The organism is Klebsiella sp. 1SOBk10mer, assembly GCF_046602535.1.
Classification (GTDB): Bacteria; Pseudomonadota; Gammaproteobacteria; order Enterobacterales; family Enterobacteriaceae; genus Klebsiella; species Klebsiella quasipneumoniae.
The window spans coordinates 31,858-44,264 of the sequence record NZ_JBKIUP010000012.1 but is presented as its reverse complement, the minus strand read 5'-3'; the positions used below and the strand labels follow the sequence as shown (position 1 = coordinate 44,264).

Annotated in this window: 13 protein-coding genes; 5 read left to right on the top strand and 8 right to left on the bottom strand. The window is 56.9% G+C overall.

Translation table 11 applies throughout. The annotated features are described in order from the left end of the window. Positions 1-288 precede the first annotated feature (288 nt). On the top strand, positions 289-909 hold the full coding sequence (gene sodA / locus ACLH1I_RS22565; RefSeq protein ID WP_004203668.1) for a superoxide dismutase [Mn]: 621 nt from the start codon (positions 289-291) through the stop codon (positions 907-909). A gap of 72 nt (positions 910-981) precedes the next feature. After that, a complete protein-coding gene (yiiM, locus tag ACLH1I_RS22560) occupies positions 982-1,656 on the top strand; it encodes a 6-hydroxyaminopurine reductase (RefSeq protein ID WP_043521908.1) in 675 nt (224 codons plus the stop codon). Positions 1,657-1,719: 63 nt separating this feature from the next. On the opposite strand, the gene cpxA is transcribed toward yiiM, so the two are convergent. Together cpxA and cpxR are read right to left on the bottom strand one after the other, a co-directional pair. Beyond that, on the bottom strand, positions 1,720-3,093 hold the full coding sequence (gene cpxA, locus ACLH1I_RS22555) for an envelope stress sensor histidine kinase CpxA (protein ID WP_004203670.1): 1,374 nt from the start codon (positions 3,091-3,093) through the stop codon (positions 1,720-1,722). Beyond that, a complete protein-coding gene (cpxR, locus tag ACLH1I_RS22550) occupies positions 3,090-3,788 on the bottom strand; it encodes an envelope stress response regulator transcription factor CpxR (protein ID WP_004203671.1) in 699 nt (232 codons plus the stop codon). Before cpxR ends, cpxA begins: the two co-directional genes overlap by 4 nt. Before the next feature lie 149 nt (positions 3,789-3,937). Between cpxR and cpxP the strand changes: the two genes are divergently transcribed. The 3 genes from cpxP (at position 3,938) to pfkA (ending at position 6,662) form a co-directional block, all read left to right on the top strand. Beyond that, entirely contained in the window at positions 3,938-4,441 is a 504-nt protein-coding gene (gene cpxP, locus ACLH1I_RS22545) for a cell-envelope stress modulator CpxP (RefSeq protein ID WP_004203672.1), read from the top strand. Positions 4,442-4,600: 159 nt separating this feature from the next. Beyond that, a complete protein-coding gene (fieF, locus tag ACLH1I_RS22540; protein WP_002882907.1) occupies positions 4,601-5,503 on the top strand; it encodes a CDF family cation-efflux transporter FieF in 903 nt (300 codons plus the stop codon). A 196-nt stretch (positions 5,504-5,699) separates the two neighbouring features. After that, positions 5,700-6,662, top strand: coding sequence for a 6-phosphofructokinase (gene pfkA, locus ACLH1I_RS22535; protein ID WP_002882911.1), 963 nt, complete (start codon positions 5,700-5,702; stop codon positions 6,660-6,662). A 61-nt stretch (positions 6,663-6,723) separates the two neighbouring features. Here pfkA and rraA read toward each other — a convergent pair whose 3' ends face one another. From rraA to cytR, 6 genes are all read right to left on the bottom strand, one after another. After that, positions 6,724-7,209, bottom strand: coding sequence for a ribonuclease E activity regulator RraA (gene rraA / locus ACLH1I_RS22530; RefSeq protein ID WP_002882913.1), 486 nt, complete (start codon positions 7,207-7,209; stop codon positions 6,724-6,726). A gap of 92 nt (positions 7,210-7,301) precedes the next feature. Continuing rightward, entirely contained in the window at positions 7,302-8,222 is a 921-nt protein-coding gene (gene menA / locus ACLH1I_RS22525; protein ID WP_043521913.1) for a 1,4-dihydroxy-2-naphthoate polyprenyltransferase, read from the bottom strand. A gap of 69 nt (positions 8,223-8,291) precedes the next feature. Then, on the bottom strand, positions 8,292-9,626 hold the full coding sequence (hslU, locus tag ACLH1I_RS22520; RefSeq protein ID WP_004203674.1) for an HslU--HslV peptidase ATPase subunit: 1,335 nt from the start codon (positions 9,624-9,626) through the stop codon (positions 8,292-8,294). Positions 9,627-9,635: 9 nt separating this feature from the next. Beyond that, a complete protein-coding gene (gene hslV / locus ACLH1I_RS22515) occupies positions 9,636-10,166 on the bottom strand; it encodes an ATP-dependent protease subunit HslV (RefSeq protein WP_002882918.1) in 531 nt (176 codons plus the stop codon). 91 nt (positions 10,167-10,257) lie between these two features. Next, entirely contained in the window at positions 10,258-11,223 is a 966-nt protein-coding gene (gene ftsN, locus ACLH1I_RS22510) for a cell division protein FtsN (RefSeq protein ID WP_004203675.1), read from the bottom strand. A gap of 93 nt (positions 11,224-11,316) precedes the next feature. Beyond that, the gene (gene cytR / locus ACLH1I_RS22505; RefSeq protein ID WP_004203676.1) at positions 11,317-12,345 is read right to left on the bottom strand and encodes a DNA-binding transcriptional regulator CytR; all 1,029 of its coding nucleotides are present in this window, start codon (positions 12,343-12,345) and stop codon (positions 11,317-11,319) included. Positions 12,346-12,407 lie beyond the last annotated feature (62 nt).

The window sequence follows — 12,407 nt, the reverse complement described above, 5'->3', positions numbered from 1 at the left end:
GATTTTATCCTCATCTTTTTTTATCGGAGACGGCGGCTTCCGATGCGATGAGTGTAAAAATTAGCCGCTTTGGCCGCCTTCAGGACGTTGCCACAGGATGGCGAACTCTGGCAACCATGGGCTTAATTAGTTGTTCTACATCACAAAACGGCGGGTATTTCTTCTGGTTATATCCATATGAAAAATACGGCATTGATAAGCATTTTCAATACCATTTAATTAACTATAATGGACAAACTGCTTACGCGGCGTTAACACTTGAGCCGCTCGACAATAATGGAGATGATTATGAGCTATACCCTGCCATCCCTGCCGTACGCTTACGATGCTCTGGAACCGCACTTCGACAAGCAGACGATGGAGATCCATCACACCAAACACCATCAGACCTACGTGAACAATGCCAACGCCGCGCTGGAAAGCCTGCCGGAGTTCGCTAACCTGTCCGCTGAAGAGCTGATCACCAAGCTGGATCAGCTGCCGGCTGACAAAAAAACCGTACTGCGTAACAACGCCGGCGGCCACGCGAACCACAGCCTGTTCTGGAAAGGCCTGAAAACCGGTACCACCCTGCAGGGCGATCTGAAAGCGGCTATCGAGCGCGATTTCGGCTCTGTGGACAACTTCAAAGCGGAATTTGAAAAAGCCGCTGCTACCCGTTTCGGTTCCGGCTGGGCGTGGCTGGTCCTGAAAGGTGACAAACTGGCCGTTGTCTCCACCGCTAACCAGGATTCCCCGCTGATGGGCGAAGCCATTTCCGGCGCTTCCGGCTTCCCGATCCTGGGTCTGGACGTGTGGGAACACGCTTACTACCTGAAATTCCAGAACCGTCGCCCGGACTACATCAAAGCCTTCTGGGATGTGGTGAACTGGGACGAAGCTGCAGCGCGTTTTGCCGCCAAAAAATAAGGTTGCAATGTGCTAAGAGAGAAGCGAGTCTGATGGCTCGCTTTTTTTATATCGGTAGCAAGGAGAGCAGAGATGCATTATCCGGTGAATGTCTTTGTTGGCAAAATCAGGGACTACACGGGCAGTCGTCCCAGCGCGATCGGCAAAATCCAGGTTGACGGCGAGTTGCAGCTCGGCGATCTCGGTCTCGAAGGGGATGAGCAGGCGGAGAAGAAAATCCACGGCGGGCCGGACCGCGCGTTGTGTCACTATCCGCGCGAACACTATGCCGACTGGATCCGTGAATTCCCCCAGCAGGCCGATCGGTTCTGCGCCCCGGCGTTCGGCGAAAACCTTTCCACCACCGGGCTCACCGAACAAAACGTCTGCATTGGCGATATCTTTCGCTGGGGCGAGGCGCTGATCCAGGTCACCCAGCCGCGCTCTCCGTGCTTCAAGCTCAACTTTCATTTTTCGATCAATGACATGGCTCAGCTGATGCAAAACAGCGGGAAGACCGGCTGGTTGTATCGGGTGATCGCCGGGGGGAAAGTCTCCAGCGATGCACCGCTCGAGCTGGTCTCTCGCCTGAGTGAGGTCAGCGTCCATGAGGCCGGGGCGATTGCCTGGCATATGCCGTTTGATGACGATCAGTACCACCGCTTATTGTCGGCCGCGGGCCTGTCGGTGAGCTGGAGCAGAACCATGCAGAAGCGCCGTTTAAGCGGTAAGATCGAGGATAGTTCGCGGAGATTATGGGGGAAATAATTCCCCCATATTGAGTATTTCCGGGGATGCTCCCGGCTTAGCGTAGCGCAAGCCGGGATAGCATCAGGTGCGCTTATACAGCGGTAGCCAGAGGGTTAAGCGCAGACCGCCCAGCGGGCTGTCGTCGGCCTTCACCCAGCCACGGTGCTGCTGAATAGCGGTTTCGACAATCGCCAGCCCCAGGCCGGTGCCGCCGGACTCGCGGTCGCGCGCCTCGTCGGTCCGGTAGAATGGCCGGAAAATCTGCTCGCGATCCTCCGGACTGACTCCCGGGCCGTCGTCATCGACGTTAACCGTAATCCCGTCTTTATCCACCGAGAAGCTGACGGAAATCTTCGTGTGCGAGTAGCGCAGGGCGTTGCGGACGATGTTCTCCAGCGCGCTTTCCAGCGCATTGGGGTTACCGTACAGCGGCCACGGGCCCGGAGGATACTCAACGGTGAAGGATTTACCCATCTGCTCGGCTTCAAACGCCGCGTTGTCCAGCACTTCACTCCACAGCTGATTGGCTTTGACCGTCTCGCTCACCAGGGCGTTTTTCGCCTGATTGCGCGACATCACCAGCAGGTCGTTGATCATGCTGTCCAGCCGGTGCGCTTCAGTTTCGATGCGCTCCAGCTCCTTGCTCTCACCGCTGCGGCGGCGCAGCAGGGCGGTGCCCAGCTGCAGGCGCGTAAGCGGCGTGCGCAGCTCGTGCGAGATATCGGACAGTAGCCGTTGCTGGCTGGTCATCATCCGCTCCAGGGCCGTCACCATCTGGTTAAAGCTGGCGCCGGCGGCTAAAAACTCCTGCGGTCCAGCTTCCAGCTCCGGATGCTGCCGCAGGTTGCCCTGGGCGACCTCGTCGGCGGCATTTTTCAGCTTACGCGCTGGTTTCGCCAGGCTCCACGCCAGCCACAGCAGCAGCGGGGCGCTAACCAGCATTGTGACGATCAGCAGCAGCAGCGGCCGGTCAAACAGCAGGTTGATAAAGTCGGATTGTGAGGTGCTGGCGGGACGGATCAGATACAGCTGATAGTTATCCTCCCCATCCCTGACGGAGAACGGGCCCACCATTTCCAGGCGGCCATAGCGTTTTTTCTGCGGATGATCGGCGTTATCGGCCTGGCCGATAAAGTTGCGAATGATCTGCATCTCGTTGCGTTCTGCGCCGATCACGCGGCCTTCGCTGGTCACCAGCAGCAGGCGTTGCCCAGGAGGCGCCCATTTATCGATGGCGCGAAACAGACGACGCCACCACATCAGGTCGTTCGGCGGATCGTTGGCCAGCTCGGCCTCAACGTGCTGCTCGATCATGATGCCTTGACGCTGCTCGCTTTCCAGCAGCTCGGTCATCTGCCGGGAGTCCAGTTTGGGCAACATCAGCACCAGCATCAACACCAGCGCCAGCGTGAGCCAGAAGATGGCGAAGATGCGTGCAGTCAAACTTCCAATCATGAAGCTGAAACCATCAGATACCCGCGGCCACGCAGCGTTTTAAACCACGGATGGCCATCTTTGCGCTCCGGCAGCTTACGCCGCAGGTTGGAAATATGCATATCGATAGCGCGGTCGAACGGCGTCAGGCGCTTGCCTAACACTTCCTGGCTTAAATGTTCGCGTGACACCACCTGGCCGAGATGCTGCGCTAACAGATAGAGCAGGGTGAACTCGGTGCCGGTGAGCTCCAGCGTCTGGCCATCGAAATTGGCTTCCTGACGGCCCGGATTGAGGCTTAAGGCATCCACTTCCAGGGTCGGCGAACCGGCTTCGGTCGTCTGCTGCTGTTCGCTCCAGTGGGAACGGCGCAGAATCGCGCGTATACGCGCCACCAGTTCACGATCGTTGAACGGCTTAGGCAAATAGTCATCTGCGCCCAGCTCGAGGCCGAGAACGCGATCCAGCTCGCTCCCGCGCGCTGTTAGCATGATAACCGGTGTCTGGTGTGTCTGACGCAGCTCTTTCAGCGTATCGATACCGTTTTTCTTCGGCATCATTACGTCGAGCAGCAATAAATCAATGCTGTCGTCCAGAAGGGCCAGCGCCTGTTCCCCATCATGGGCCACCAGCACGTTAAAACCTTCCATATCGAGCAGCTCTTTTAACAGGGAGGTGAGCTCCCGGTCATCATCAACTAACAGGATTTTATTCATTGTTTAAATACCTCCGAGGCAGAAATTACGTCATCAAGGCCCGCTAATCCATGACTTTACGTTGTTTTACACCCCCTGACGCATGTTTGCAGCCTGAATCGTAGACTGTCTCTCGTTGAATCGCGACACAAACGTTTTGGGAGTATGTGATGCGCAATGTTATCGCTGCCGTCATGGCCTCAACGCTGGCGCTAAGTGCAATTAGCCAGGCCGCTGAAGTCGTTACCAGCGTTAACTGGCTCCCCGGAGACGAAGGGGGACAGCGCGGTAGCCAGAGCCATATGTTTGACGGCATAAGTTTAACCGAGCAGCAACGTCAGCAGTTACGGGATCTTATGCAACGGGCACGCCACGACAGGCTCCCCGTTAATGTTAGCGAAATGGAGACAATGCATCGCCTTGTCACCGCAGAAAATTTTGATGAAAACGCTGTGCGCGCTCAGGCAGAAAAGATGGCGCAGGAACAGGTTGCTCGCCAGGTCGAGATGGCTAAGGTCCGCAACCAGATGTACCACCTGCTTACGCCAGAGCAGCAAGCGGTTTTAAATGCTAAGCACCAGCAACGTATGGATCAGTTGCGTGAGGTTGCAAGGATGCAGAAAGGCTCAGCGATGATGCTTTCGAGTAGTAGCAACACCCTGCAACCCCAGTAACAAACCCTGTTTTCCTTGCCATAGACACCATCCCTGTCTTCCCCCCTCATGATGAGGGGGTTTTTTTTGCCCTTTTTTCGGCAAATCAACTTCTTCGCCTTTCCCGTGAGCGTCACAAGTTCAGGTTATACTAAGCGCAGTGCAGGAGAAGGAGCCTATATGAATCAATCTTATGGCCGGTTGGTCAGCCGCGCCGCTATCGCTGCGACAGCGATGGCCTCTGCGTTACTTTTGATCAAAATTTTTGCGTGGTGGTATACCGGTTCAGTCAGTATTCTGGCTGCGCTGGTGGATTCGCTGGTGGATATTGCCGCCTCGCTGACCAACCTGCTGGTGGTTCGCTATTCGCTGCAACCAGCTGATGAAGAACACACCTTTGGCCACGGCAAAGCGGAGTCGCTGGCGGCGCTGGCGCAAAGCATGTTTATCTCCGGCTCGGCGCTGTTCCTGTTTCTCACCGGTATTCAGCACCTGGTGCGTCCGGAGCCGCTGCAGGCCGCCGGCGTCGGGGTCGTTGTGACGCTGATCGCTCTCGTCAGCACGCTGGCGCTGGTGACTTTCCAGCGCTGGGTGGTGCGAAAAACCCAGAGCCAGGCGGTGCGGGCGGATATGCTTCATTATCAGTCTGATGTTATGATGAACGGCGCCATTCTGGTGGCGCTGGGCCTATCCTGGTACGGCTGGCATCGCGCCGATGCGTTGTTTGCCTTAGGAATTGGCATCTATATTTTATATAGCGCGCTGCGGATGGGCTATGAGGCGGTTCAGTCGTTACTCGACCGCGCTTTGCCTGACGAGGAGCGTCAGGACATTATCACCATCGTGACCGCATGGCCCGGCATCCGCGGGGCACACGATCTACGAACGCGGCAGTCAGGGCCGACCCGCTTTATTCAGATTCATTTGGAAATGGAAGATAACCTCCCGCTGGTGCAAGCCCACGTGATTGCAGACCAGGTGGAGCAGGCGATTCTGCGCCGTTTCCCGGGATCCGATGTCATTATCCATCAGGATCCCAGTTCTGTGGTGCCAGCGGCGCAGCAGGGCTTTTTTGAGCGTTAGGTTATAGTCTGTAAATTCGATGTAAAAATGTGGGTCAGCTCGGCATTTTTTGTATAAATTACCGCCGTTTGGTCTGACCTGAATCAATTCAGCTTGAGGCGTTTGATATACTATTGTCATTAGCGTCGTGCACTCCTGGTGAGGGAGCGCTTCAGGCAACAGAATTATTTTTTGCTTCCTAAGTTCAGAGGTAGTCATGATTAAGAAAATCGGTGTGTTGACAAGTGGCGGTGATGCGCCGGGCATGAACGCAGCAATTCGTGGCGTTGTGCGCGCGGCATTAACGGAAGGTCTGGAAGTTTTTGGAATCTATGACGGTTACCTCGGCTTGTACGAAGACCGTATGGTTCAGCTCGACCGTTACAGCGTTTCCGACATGATCAACCGCGGCGGCACCTTCCTGGGCTCCGCTCGCTTCCCGGAATTCCGCGAAGAACACATCCGCGCTGTGGCTATCGAAAACATGAAGAAGCGCGGCCTGGACGCGCTGGTGGTTATCGGTGGTGACGGGTCCTATATGGGGGCGATGCGCCTGACCGAGATGGGCTTCCCGTGCATCGGCCTGCCGGGCACCATCGACAACGATATCAAAGGCACTGACTACACCATCGGCTTCTTCACCGCTCTGAGCACCGTGGTGGAAGCGATTGACCGTCTGCGCGACACCTCCTCTTCGCACCAGCGTATCTCCGTGGTGGAAGTGATGGGCCGTTACTGCGGCGACCTGACTCTGGCGGCGGCGATTGCTGGCGGCTGTGAGTTCATCATGGTGCCGGAAGTGGAATATACCCGCGACGATCTGGTGGCTGAAATCAAAGCCGGCATCGCGAAAGGGAAAAAACACGCTATCGTGGCGATCACCGAGCACATGTGCGACGTTGACGAGCTGGCCAGCTACATCGAGAAAGAGACCGGCCGTGAAACCCGCGCCACCGTCCTCGGCCACATTCAGCGCGGCGGTTCCCCGGTTCCTTACGACCGTATCCTGGCTTCCCGCATGGGCGCCTATGCGATTGAGCTGCTGCTGCAGGGCCATGGCGGCCGTTGCGTCGGCATCCAGAACGAGAAGCTGGTGCACCACGACATCATCGATGCCATCGAGAACATGAAGCGTCCGTTCAAGAACGACTGGCTGGATTGCGCGAAGAAACTGTACTAAGTTACGCGCCGGATAAACAAAAGGCCTTCTCATGGAGAAGGCCTTTTTTATGGCGCAAGGCTTATTCGATATCCAGCGGGTCTTCCGACAGGATCATCCCGGTGTTATCGGCATACAGATGGTCGCCGCTGAAGAAGGTCACGCCGCCGAAATTGACGCGCACGTCGCTTTCGCCGATGCCTTCGCCAGCTGCGCCGACCGGAATGGCCGCCAGCGCCTGGATGCCGATATCCAGTTCCTCAAGGTCGTCAACCTGGCGCACCGCGCCATAGACCACCAACCCTTCCCATTCATTCTGTACGGCCAGACGCGCCAGGTCAGCGTCAATTAACGCGCGTCGTACTGAGCCGCCGCCGTCGATCAGGAGAATATGACCACGGCCATTCTGCTCGAGCAGATCGTAGAGCAACCCGTTATCCTCGAAACATTTTACCGTAATGATCTGTCCACCAAACGACGACCGTCCTCCAAAGTTAGAGAACAGCGGTTCCACGACGTTGACATCTTCCTGGTAGATGTCACAAAGCTCGGAAGTATCGTATTTCATAGGCTTAACGTTCAGTTGCTGCGAGAGTTTTTAGTATATCCCGCGAATCGCATTGTTGGCAAAATCATCAATTGTTAATTGATATTTGTCAGTTAAGCCGCCAGCTTACTGGCAATAATCCCGATAACAAACAGCAGGTTGGTCAGTAAAGCCCCTTTGACCGTCTTTTCGAGCATCGGCCGCATCGCCAGCGGATCGGATTCGCGCAGGACGTAACGCGCCTGTTTGACCAGCAGCGGCGTAGCGAGAATAAACAGCCAGCCCCAGGCTGAATGCAGCGCCAGCAGGTTAAACAGCGCCAGACACAGCAGGGCGCCGAGCAGCAGGCAGGCATGATAGCGGCGGGCATTCACCGGCCCCAGGCGCACGGCGAGGGTGTTCTTCCCGTTCTGCCGGTCGCTGTCGATATCACGCAGGTTATTGATGTTCAGCACGGCGGTCGCCAGCAGACCGCAGGCCGTTGCCGGCAGAAAGATGGCCGCTTCCACATTATGCGCTTGCAGATACCAGCTGCCGAGGACGCTCAGCCAGCCGAAGAAAACGAGTACCGAAATATCACCAAGGCCGATATAACCATACGGGCGGGTGCCCACCGTGTAGGTGATGGCGGCCACGATCGACAAGCCACCCAGCGCGAGGAAGCCGATGAAATCGCCGACGCTCTGCCAGGCGACGCACAGCAGCGCCAGACCAAACAGACAGATCAGCGCGACGGTGACAATCAGGGCGCGCTTCATCTGCTGGGGGGTAATCATCCCTTTCTGCATCCCGCGCAGCGGCCCGATGCGGTCCGGTTTATCGCTCCCCTTGACCGCGTCGCCGTAGTCATTGGCGAGGTTGGAAAGAATTTGCAGCAAGCCGGCGGTGATCAGCGCCAGCAGGGCGACCCAGGGATCAAAATGCCCCTGCTCCCAGGCAAGGACGGTGCCAACAATAATCGCGGCAAATGCCAGCGGTAACGTTTTAGGACGCAGGCTTTCCAGCCACGCCTGAGAACGGCTGATATCAGTCATAGTTATTCTAGCCAATAAAAATGGGGGCGATAGCCCCCATCAACAGTGATGAAAATGCATTGCACCGGATTATAGGATAAAACGGCTCAGATCTTCATCTGCCACCAGAACATCCAGGTGCTTACTCACATATTCGGCATCGATAGTGACGGTCTGGCCGTTCATCTCGCTGGCATCATAGGAGATATCTTCCACCAGGCGCTCCAGCACGGTGTGCAGACGGCGCGCGCCGATGTTCTCGGTGGTTTCGTTTACCTGCCATGCGGCCTGAGCGATACGCTTGATACCGTCTTCGGTAAATTCGATATTCACCCCTTCGGTCGCCATCAGCGCCTTGTACTGCACGGTGATGGAGGCGTTCGGTTCAGTCAGGATGCGCTCAAAGTCGTGGGTGGTCAGCGCCTTCAACTCAACGCGGATCGGCAGACGCCCCTGCAGTTCCGGGATCAGATCGGACGGGCTGGCCACCTGGAACGCGCCCGAGGCGATGAACAGGATGTGGTCGGTCTTGACCATCCCGTGCTTAGTGGAGACGGTGCAGCCTTCCACCAGCGGCAGCAGGTCGCGCTGTACGCCTTCACGGGAGACGTCCGGGCCGGAGGTGTTGCCGCCGCGCTTACAGATTTTGTCGATTTCGTCGATAAAGACGATACCGTGCTGCTCTACAGCGTCGATGGCCTCCTGCTTCAGCTCTTCCGGATTGACCAGTTTGGCCGCTTCTTCTTCAATCAGCAGCTTCATTGCGTCTTTGATTTTCAGCTTACGCGGTTTCTGCTTCTGGCCGCCGAGGTTCTGGAACATGGACTGCAGCTGGCTGGTCATCTCTTCCATGCCCGGAGGGGACATGATTTCAACGCCCATCGGCGCCGCGGCGAGATCGATTTCAATCTCTTTATCGTCCAGCTGGCCTTCACGCAGTTTCTTACGGAACGCCTGGCGCGCCGCAGACGGTTCCTGCGACGGCTCAGTCTGGCCCCAGTTGTTCTTCGCCGGTGGGATCAGCACGTCAAGTACGCGCTCTTCAGCCAGCTCTTCCGCGCGGTAACGGTTCTTTTCAATGGACTGCATACGAACCATTTTGATCGCCGCATCGGTCAGATCGCGGATGATAGAATCCACTTCTTTACCGACATAGCCCACTTCGGTGAACTTCGTCGCTTCAACTTTAATAAACGGCGCGTTGGCCAGTTTCGCCAGACGACGAGCGATTTCGGTTTTACCGACGCCGGTTGGGCCGATCATCAGAATGTTTTTCGGCGTGACTTCATGACGCAGCTCTTCGTTAAGCTGCATCCGGCGCCAGCGGTTACGCAGGGCGATAGCAACAGAACGCTTGGCGGCGTCCTGGCCGATAATGTGTTTGTCCAGTTCGCTGACAATTTCGCGTGGGGTCATTTCAGACATGGGAGATCCTTACGCTTTAGAAGGTAATTCTTCGATGGTGTGGAAATGGTTGGTATAGATGCAGATATCACCTGCAATATCCAACGCTTTCTCGGCGATATCGCGCGCGCCCATATCGGTGTTTTCCAGCAGCGCGCGGGCCGCGGCCTGGGCGTAAGGACCGCCGGAGCCGATAGCAATCAAATCGTTTTCCGGCTGTACCACGTCACCGTTACCGGTGATGATAAGCGACGCGTTTTCGTCCGCGACGGCCAGCAGCGCTTCCAGCTTGCGCAACATCCGATCGGTTCGCCAGTCTTTAGCCAGCTCAACGGCGGCCTTCACCAGATGGCCCTGGTGCATTTCCAGTTTACGTTCAAACAGTTCGAACAGCGTGAAGGCGTCGGCGGTGCCACCAGCGAAACCGGCAATCACTTTGTCGTTGTACAGACGACGCACTTTTTTCACGTTGCCCTTCATTACGGTGTTGCCCAGCGTGGCCTGGCCATCACCGGCAATAACAACATGGCCGTTACGGCGAACACTTACAATTGTAGTCACGAGCAGACCCCTTGGTTGCAAAAGCGGAACAGGGGCCCCGCGCTGTCCGCGGGGCCGAATGCAATTATAGATGGGGGGGTTTTTGAGGGTTTCAACCCCTGGCGGCGAGACGAATGCAGTTCGCGTGTCCAGCCATCTTCAGGCGGGTGATCATCTCGTTGGCGCTTTCTTTGCCTTTCAGCGGGCCAATGACCACGCGGTTCCAGCCGTTGTTGGTGGTGATGTGCGAAGCAAACCCTTCGAAAGCCAGCTGAGCGCGGACGGTTTCGGCCTGCTCGGCGCCTTTAAAGGAGCCGCACTGGATCATCCAGCTACGATCGTCTTTCTTCTCGGCGGTGGTTTTCGGCGCTTCTTCCACCCGAGTTACCGGCGCCGCGGCCTGGGTACGCGGCTGCGTGGTATTGGTATGCGCTGGCGTCTGCAGCAGATCCTGGTACGGCTGCTGGTTTGACGCGGTCTGCTTCGGCTGTTGCTGCTGGACCGGCTTCGGCTGCTGAACGCGCGGCGGCTGCTGCACGGTCTGCGGCTGAGTTTGCGCCCACTGTTGCTGTTGCGCCTGCTGCTGTTGCTGCGCTAAACGCTGGCGCTGTAGCGTCTGCTGGCGCTGGGCCGGCGTTTGTTCGTTCCACGGCACTTCGGTCAGCTGAGTCGGCTGTTGACGCATATCGGCCTGCATCTGGGCCAGCAGCTGGCGCTGTTCGTCAGTCAGCTGCTCCGGTTTCATCACTTCGCCGCCGGCGGTCGGTTCGGTCGGCGCGCGAACGCCCGGCTGTCGGCTTTCCAGCTCTTTAATATAGCGCCAACGCTCTTCCGGTTTTGGCGGCAAGCCGTTGCCGGCGGCCTGGCGATTTTGCATCGCTTCCGCTTCTTCTTTCTTATGGTGCGTAATGAAATAGAGTCCACCGATAAAGGCCACCAGCACAGCCGCCGCGATCGCCACCATAGCCGGTGAAATTGCCGGAAGGCTGCTTTGCTTATTCCTTGAGCTTCGGGTAGTGCTCTTTTTGCGCCGCGAAGAAGCCGGTTGGCTGCGGCGTACATAATCTCGTTGTGCCACTATCGTTTCGCTGTCTTATATTCGTTCGTCAGCCCGCCATGTTACTTAAGCGGCGGGCCTTTGACCAGAAGAGCAGGCCCGAAAGCCTGATGGTTATCGTCTGATTTTTTGCGTACTGCCGCGAACTATCAGTTCGCAATCGAGCAGGCGCGAGCCGCTGTTCACGTTATGACCCTGCATTTGCTCAAGTAATAGCAGCATTCCTTCACGGCCGATATCAAAACGCGGCTGTGACACGGTGGTCAATGGCGGATCGCAAAATTCAGACAACGCGATGTTATCGAAGCCGACAATCGACAGGTCGTCCGGCACTTTCAGACCGCGGCGTTTCGCCAGCGATAAGGCGCCCAGCGCCATCACATCGCTATGGCAAAAGACCGCCGTGGGCGGTACCGGCTGCGACAGCAGCTGCTCCAGCGCATTGGCGCCAGCTTCGAAGGTAAAGTTGCCGCGAGCGATATAGTGCGGATCAACGGTGATACCGCTGCGGCGCAGCGCCTGCACGTAACCCTGCAGGCGATAATGGCACAGCGGCATATCTTCCGGGCCGGCGATGCAGCCGATACGCTGGTGTCCCAGCTCGTGAAGGTAGTTTACCGCGTTAAAGGCCGCCGTCAGGTTATCGATGTGGACGGTGGGCAGCTCCAGTTCCGGCGCGAACTCGTTCGACATGACCATCGGTGGCAAATTGCGCTGCTCTTCCACGCTGGCGTCAAACGGCAGGCGCGAGCTGAGCAGCACCATGCCGTCAATCTGCTTGGTGATGATAAGGTCGATAAAGGTTTTTTCTTTCTGATTCTGGTGAGCGCAATCGCCGATTAACACCAGATATCCATGCTCGGCGGCAGTGACTTCAATACCGCGGATCACTTCGCTAAAAAAGGGATCGCAGATATCCGGAACGATCACGAGGATCGTCCGCGATTCGTTGCGCTTCATATTGCGTCCGAGCGACTGCGGTAAATAGCCGACTTCCAGCGCCGCCTGCTCGACCCGGTTACGGGTGGCTTGCGACACCTTATCAGGGTTCATCAACGCTCGGGACACGGTTGCCGTGGAAACGTTTGCCTTTAAGGCGACGTCTTTCATGGTGGCGGCAACCACTTGTTTTTTGGGCTTCACCTGGTTTCTCCTCGCTGAATGGCGCTGGCATTTCCCTTGCGCGCTAACTGCTGCATCTTTTT

Coding starts and splice junctions, on each gene's coding strand:
- hslU (WP_004203674.1), bottom strand. CDS start 9,626: ATGTCTGAAATGACCCCACGCGAAATTGTCAGCGAACTGGACAAACAC.
- menA (WP_043521913.1), bottom strand. CDS start 8,222: ATGACTGATATCAGCCGTTCTCAGGCGTGGCTGGAAAGCCTGCGTCCT.
- sodA (WP_004203668.1), top strand. CDS start 289: ATGAGCTATACCCTGCCATCCCTGCCGTACGCTTACGATGCTCTGGAA.
- cpxR (WP_004203671.1), bottom strand. CDS start 3,788: ATGAATAAAATCCTGTTAGTTGATGATGACCGGGAGCTCACCTCCCTG.
- fieF (WP_002882907.1), top strand. CDS start 4,601: ATGAATCAATCTTATGGCCGGTTGGTCAGCCGCGCCGCTATCGCTGCG.
- pfkA (WP_002882911.1), top strand. CDS start 5,700: ATGATTAAGAAAATCGGTGTGTTGACAAGTGGCGGTGATGCGCCGGGC.
- cpxP (WP_004203672.1), top strand. CDS start 3,938: ATGCGCAATGTTATCGCTGCCGTCATGGCCTCAACGCTGGCGCTAAGT.
- yiiM (WP_043521908.1), top strand. CDS start 982: ATGCATTATCCGGTGAATGTCTTTGTTGGCAAAATCAGGGACTACACG.
- rraA (WP_002882913.1), bottom strand. CDS start 7,209: ATGAAATACGATACTTCCGAGCTTTGTGACATCTACCAGGAAGATGTC.
- cpxA (WP_004203670.1), bottom strand. CDS start 3,093: ATGATTGGAAGTTTGACTGCACGCATCTTCGCCATCTTCTGGCTCACG.